Origin of the sequence: Flavobacterium sp. (genome assembly GCF_044361065.1) — a bacterium.
Lineage (GTDB): Bacteria > Bacteroidota > Bacteroidia > Flavobacteriales > Flavobacteriaceae > Flavobacterium.
The window spans coordinates 1-6,373 of record NZ_JBIKJI010000126.1 but is presented as its reverse complement, the minus strand read 5'-3'; the positions used below and the strand labels follow the sequence as shown (position 1 = coordinate 6,373).

At 34.2% G+C, this 6,373-nt stretch carries 7 protein-coding genes; all 7 read right to left on the bottom strand.

The features are described 5' to 3' along the window. Positions 1-214, bottom strand: a 214-nt coding sequence (locus tag ACIQ11_RS08035; RefSeq protein ID WP_396154143.1) for a GTPase, incomplete at its 3' end; no start/stop codon positions are given. 131 nt (positions 215-345) lie between these two features. Then, a complete protein-coding gene (gene era / locus ACIQ11_RS08030) occupies positions 346-1,230 on the bottom strand; it encodes a GTPase Era (protein ID WP_291242819.1) in 885 nt (294 codons plus the stop codon). 78 nt (positions 1,231-1,308) lie between these two features. Then, a complete protein-coding gene (locus ACIQ11_RS08025; RefSeq protein ID WP_396154142.1) occupies positions 1,309-1,761 on the bottom strand; it encodes a KTSC domain-containing protein in 453 nt (150 codons plus the stop codon). A gap of 158 nt (positions 1,762-1,919) precedes the next feature. Beyond that, positions 1,920-3,161 carry a threonine ammonia-lyase IlvA gene (ilvA, locus tag ACIQ11_RS08020; RefSeq protein WP_396154141.1) on the bottom strand — a complete coding sequence of 414 codons (1,242 nt, stop codon included), beginning with the start codon at positions 3,159-3,161 and terminating at the stop codon, positions 1,920-1,922. Continuing rightward, positions 3,161-4,207 carry a ketol-acid reductoisomerase gene (ilvC, locus tag ACIQ11_RS08015; RefSeq protein WP_396154140.1) on the bottom strand — a complete coding sequence of 349 codons (1,047 nt, stop codon included), beginning with the start codon at positions 4,205-4,207 and terminating at the stop codon, positions 3,161-3,163. The genes ilvA and ilvC overlap by 1 nt, the downstream gene beginning before the upstream one ends. A gap of 12 nt (positions 4,208-4,219) precedes the next feature. Further along, positions 4,220-4,807, bottom strand: a complete 588-nt coding sequence (ilvN, locus tag ACIQ11_RS08010; RefSeq protein WP_396154139.1) for an acetolactate synthase small subunit — start codon at positions 4,805-4,807, stop codon at positions 4,220-4,222. Between the two features lie 2 nt (positions 4,808-4,809). Then, a partial coding sequence (gene ilvB / locus ACIQ11_RS08005) for a biosynthetic-type acetolactate synthase large subunit (RefSeq protein ID WP_396154138.1) occupies positions 4,810-6,373 on the bottom strand: 1,564 nt, incomplete at its 5' end.

The window sequence follows — 6,373 nt, the reverse complement described above, 5'->3', positions numbered from 1 at the left end:
TTTCGCCTTCAAAAATATCATCAGAACCTTTAATGTATCCACCTGTATCAATTACAGAAAATTCTTTTCCATTCCACTCACTTTTTCCATAATTTCTATCACGCGTAACGCCACTCACAGAGTCTACGATGGCATCTCTACGTTGGATTAAACGATTAAAAAGCGTAGATTTTCCTACATTTGGTCTTCCTACTATGGCTACAATATTATTCATTATTCTTATATTTTGTGCAAAGATAGTTTAAAAGTTGCGAGTTTAGGGTTTATAGTTAGGAGTTTTTGTAAGTAATACTAAACGCATTGCTCCAAACTAACTACTAAATTCTGTAAACTAATTATTTGTAATTACTTTTGGTTGTATCCAAATCTTCGTAATTGAAAGGCATTGTTTCGCCAATCTTTATTCACTTTTACGAAAATTTCAATGTGTATTTGTTTATCGAAAAACAATTCTAAATCGGCACGAGCTTGCATTCCTACTTTTTTTAGGGCTGCACCTTTGTGTCCGATAATAATTCCTTTTTGTGTATCGCGTTCTACCATAATGACAGAGCGAATTCTTATGATTTTTTCGTCTTCCAAAAACTCTTCAGTTTCCACCTCAACTGCGTACGGAATTTCTTTATCGTAGTTTAATAAAATCTTCTCACGAATGGTTTCATTTACAAAAAAACGTTCTGGTTTGTCTGTTAAAGCATCCTTAGGATAATAAGGTGGTGAAAGTGGTAATAAATCGACAATTCTATTTAATACTTCTTTTACATTAAAGTTTTCTAAAGCCGAAATTGGAAAAATTTCAGCATTTGGAACCTTTGCTTGCCAAGTTTGCACTTGTTCTTCTAATAATTCTTGATTGGATTTATCAATTTTATTCAATAGAAGTAACACTGGAATTTTAGCATTGATAATTTTGTTGAAAAAGTCTTCGTCTTTTAATTCTTTTTCTCCAATTTCAACCATATAGATTAAAATATCGGCATCAGAAAAAGCACTTTTAACAAAATCCATCATACTGGTTTGCAAATCGTAAGCTGGTTTAATAATTCCTGGCGTATCTGAAAACACGATTTGATAATCTTCATCATTAACGATTCCGAAAATTCTATGACGTGTGGTTTGCGCCTTACTTGTAATGATAGACAACTTCTCGCCTACCATAGCATTCATTAAGGTAGATTTTCCAACGTTTGGGTTTCCAATTATATTTACAAAACCTGCTTTATGCGACATATATTTTATTTTTTACAAAGGTACATAAAAAAGCCACTCGTTTTGGAATGGCTTCTTTTACAATATTATGTTAGAAAGTTATTCTGCCGCAACTAATTTACTTGCGCTACGGTAAATAAATTCGTTATAAATGTGACGACGAGCAAAACGTCCCGGTGATTCGGCGTTTACCATTTTCACATACGTGTTTCTTGGTACACCAAAGTATTCAAATTTACTTCCGTCTGCAAAGCTAATATACAAAACACCTTTGTCCATATAAAAATCGGCAATTTGTGAAGTTGTAGTTGTAGCTAAGTATTCTGCCTTTACTTTCTCTCTTGTTTCTGGAGCGATACTTACTAAAAAATGATACGCTTCAATAATGTTTTTACTTCTTTCTTCAGCTGCTAAACGTTCAACTGGATCTGAAATAGTATCAGGATGATCTTCCTTCATACTATTTCTATATATTGTTTTTAATTCTTTTAATGTTGCATCTCTGGTAACATTAAGTAACTTTCTGTACCCAATAATTTTCTGTGTAGTCATATAATTTTGAAAATAAAAGTGCAAAAGTAGTGATTTATTCTTTAATTACACAAGAAAAATCGAAACAACGCAAAAACATAATCATTTGTTAATGAATTAATTGCATAAAAAATCAAAAAAGTGGGGTTTGAATTCTAAATAAACAAAATCACTAAAGTTTAAATTAATAATGCTAATAAAGGATCGTTTTCATTCAAATATTCAAATTGAAATCCTTTTTCGTTCATTTTAAATTTAATTGACTGCACATCATTTTCATTTTTAACTTCTAAACCCACTACTACTGGACCTACATCTCTATTGTTTTTTTTGATAAATTGAAAGTAGGTAATATCGTCTGATTCAGAGAGCACTTCATTTACAAATTCGCGTAAAGCGCCAGGACGTTGAGGAAATTGAATCATAAAATAATGTTTCAACCCTTCATACATTAACGAGCGTTCTTTAATTTCTTCGGTTCTTTCAATATCATTATTGCTTCCGCTAACAATACAAACTACTTTTTTTCCTTTTATTTCATCTGCAATAAAATCCAAAGCCGCAATTGACAACGCACCAGCGGGTTCTACCACCATAGCTTCTTCGTTATACAATTGCAAAATGGTTGTACACACTTTGCCTTCTGGCACCAAAATAATTTTATCTAAAGTATCTTTACAAACCTCGTAGGTTTGTTTTCCAACTTTTTTCACTGCTGCACCATCTACAAATCGGTCTATTTTGTCCAAAAGAACAGGTTGTTCTAAATAAATAGCCTGTTGCATAGAAGGCGCACCTTCAGGTTCTACTCCAATAATTTTTGTTTTTGGGCTTAATTTTTTGAATACGGTTGAAACGCCAGCTGCCAATCCACCACCGCCAATGGGTAATAAAAGAAAATCAATTTTAGAAATTTTTTCTGACAGAATTTCTAAACCAACCGTGCCTTGACCAGCAATAACCTCAACATCGTCAAAAGGATGAATAAATTCCAATTGATTTTCATTTGAAAACAGCTTTGCCGCATAAAATGCATCATCAAAAGTGTCGCCAGTTAAAACAATTTCCACAAACGATTTTCCAAAAAGTTGTACCTGCTTTATTTTTTGTTTTGGTGTGGTTTTAGGCATATATATTTTGCCTTGAATTTGTAATAATTGACAAGAATAAGCCACACCTTGAGCGTGATTACCTGCGCTGGCACAAACAATTCCTCTTGCTTTTTGAGTTGCATCTAAATGACTGATTTTATTATAAGCACCTCTAATTTTGTAGGATCTAACTTTTTGTAAATCTTCTCGTTTTAGATAAATAGCTGCTTGATATTTTTCAGATAGATTTGTGTTTAACTGAAGTGGCGTTTTTAGCACTACCTCAGTTAAATTTATTTTGGCTCTTTCTATTTTTTCAAATAAATCCATTAATTCAATTTTGGTCTTAATTTTCTGACGGCTGCTCCGGCTTGCCAAAGTTCAGATTCACGGATTTCTTTTAATTCTAACTCTAATTTTTGACGATAATCTTTCTTACTTCCTTCAGAAATTACTCTATTTGCTTCTCTTCCAGACGCCACTTCTTCATACAAATTTTCGAATACAGGTGTGGTTGCCTCTCTGAATTTACCCTTCCAATCCAATGCGCCACGTTGAGCGGTTACTGATGTATTGGCAAACATCCAATCCATCCCGTTTTCTGCCACTAAAGGCATTAAACTTTGTGTTAATTCTTCAACTGTTTCATTAAATGCTTCCGAAGGCGAATGTCCGTTTTTACGAAGTACTTCGTATTGTGCTTCAAATAATCCTGCTAAAGCGCCCATTAAAATACCTCTTTCGCCTGTTAAATCTGAATAAACTTCTTTTTGAAAATCGGTTTCAAATAAATAGCCTGAACCTACTCCAATTCCTAATGCAATTGCTTTATCTTTTGCTCTTCCAGTAGCATCTTGATAGACGGCTATACTTGAATTTATGCCCTCGCCTTTTAAAAATAATCGACGTAATGATGTTCCAGAACCTTTTGGTGCGACCAAAATTACATCCACATCTGACGGAGGAACAATTCCTGTTTTTTCATTGAACGTAATTCCAAATCCGTGAGAAAAATATAAGGTTTTACCAGGTGTAAGATTTTTCTTAACCGATTGCCAAGCTTCAATTTGTCCCGCATCGGATAGTAAATATTGAATAATAGTTGCGTTTTCGCACGCTTCTTCAATATCAAATAAGGTTTTGCCTTCTTCCCAACCATCGGCAAGGGCTTTTTCCCAACTTTTTCCGCCTTTTCGTTGTCCAACGATTACCTTAAAACCATTATCTTTTAGATTTAAGGATTGACCTGGACCTTGCACGCCGTAACCAATCACTGCAATTACTTCGTTTTTTAATGTTTCCTGTGCTTTTTCTAATGGGAATTCGTCTCTTGTGATGACGGTTTCATTAACTCCTCCAAAATTTATTGTTGCCATATGCTGCTTTTTTTACATTTGAAATATTTGATCTTTTTTATCTAAAAACGTGTTATTTATTGATTGTAATGCTGGATTTTGCATTTCCATTTCTACTACTTTTTTATGAATGCCGTCACTTGCATTGATGATGGCGATTCTGGAACTTCTTACAAATTCAATTAACCCGAATTTGTCTAATTCTTTTAATAACTTATTAATTTCTTCCCCTTGCCCTGTGGCTTCAAAAACAGTATAATCGCTTCGTATTACTACTGCTTTTGCGCCATATTCTCGAAGTAATCGTTCTACTTTAACTTCTTTAATTATTACTTCTGTTGGAACTTTATACAAGGCCATTTGTTGCCAAACAATTTCTTCGTTTGTATTGCAATAGACTTTAAACACATCCACAATTTTTTCAATTTGTTTGACCAAATTTTTCACAACCGCTTCAGATTCAATAACTACAATAGTAAATCGATAGATATTTGGCACTTCACTTGGCGAAGTATTAAAACTTTCCAAACTGATTTTTCTTCTTGAAAACATAATGGCGATTTTATTGATTAATCCCACCTGATTTTCGGTATATATTGTAAGGGTAAATTCTTTTTTCATAATTACATATCTTCTTTACAAAGCACAATTTCTGACACTCCTTTTCCTTGTGGAACCATTGGAAACACATTATCTTCCATTCGAACAGCCACTTCTAATAAATATGATTTTGGATGGGATAACATTTCTTCTAAAGCTCCTTTCAACTCTTCTCGTATTTTGATGCTGTTCCCTTTTATTCCATATCCTTTTGCAACTTGAACAAAATCTGGACTTTGAATATCAGTAAACGAATAGCGTTTTTCGTGGAATAATTCTTGCCATTGACGCACCATTCCAAGAAAACTATTATTCAAAATCAGAATTTTCACGTTGGGTTGAAATTGCATAATGGTTCCTAATTCTTGAATGTTCATTTGTGCACCACCATCGCCCATTACAGCAATTACTGTTCGTTCAGGAGCTCCATATTTTGCTCCGATTGCTGCAGGTAAGGCAAATCCCATTGTTCCTAAACCACCACTTGTAATGTTACTTCTGGTTTTATTTTGATGCGAATATCGACAAGCTACCATTTGGTGTTGCCCTACATCGGTAACGGTAACAGCTTCTCCGTTAGTTAATTCGTTTATGAGTTGGATGACTTCGCCCATAGTAATTTCGCCTTCCGATGGAAAGAGCTCTGGCGTAATTAATTTTGTTGTTTCAATTTCAATCGCTTTATGAAATTTTGAAATCCATTCTGAATGTGATTTTTCTACAATTCGTTCTGTCAATAATGGCAAGGTATCTTTACAATTTCCCCAAACGGGAACGGTTACTAAAACATTTTTATCGATTTCAGCTGGATCAATATCCAAATGAATAATTTGTGCTTGTTTGGCGTATTTATCTAATCTTCCCGTTACTCTATCGTCAAAACGCATCCCAATTGCAATTAAAACATCGCATTCATTGGTAAATAAATTAGGTGCATAATTTCCGTGCATCCCTAACATTCCAACTGCTAAAGGATGATTAGTTGGAATAGCGCTCATTCCCATAATGGTCCAAGCCGAAGGAATACCTGCTTTTTCTATAAATTGAAGAAATTCTTTTTCAGCATTACCCAAAATCACACCTTGACCAAAAATCACAAATGGCTTTTTGGCTTGATTTATTATTGCTGCAGCTTGCTCAATATAAGAAAGTCGGATATCAGGTTGTGGTTTATAACTTCTTATGAACTCACATTTTTCATAACCTTTATACTCGAATACTTGTAGTTGCGCATTTTTGGTAATATCGATTAAAACTGGGCCTGGTCTTCCGCTTTTAGTAATATAAAACGCTTTTGCCAAAACAGACGGAATTTCAGAAGCATCTGTAATTTGATAATTCCATTTGGTAACTGGAGAGGTTATATTTATAATATCCGTTTCCTGAAAAGCATCTGTTCCTAATAAATGTGCAAAAACTTGTCCTGTGATACATACCAAAGGCGTTGAGTCTATCATCGCATCAGCTAAACCAGTAACTAAATTTGTTGCTCCGGGACCGCTTGTGGCGAAAACTACACCCGTTTTACCGCTTACTCTTGAAAACCCTTGCGCAGCATGAATAGCACCTTGTTCATGACGTACTAAA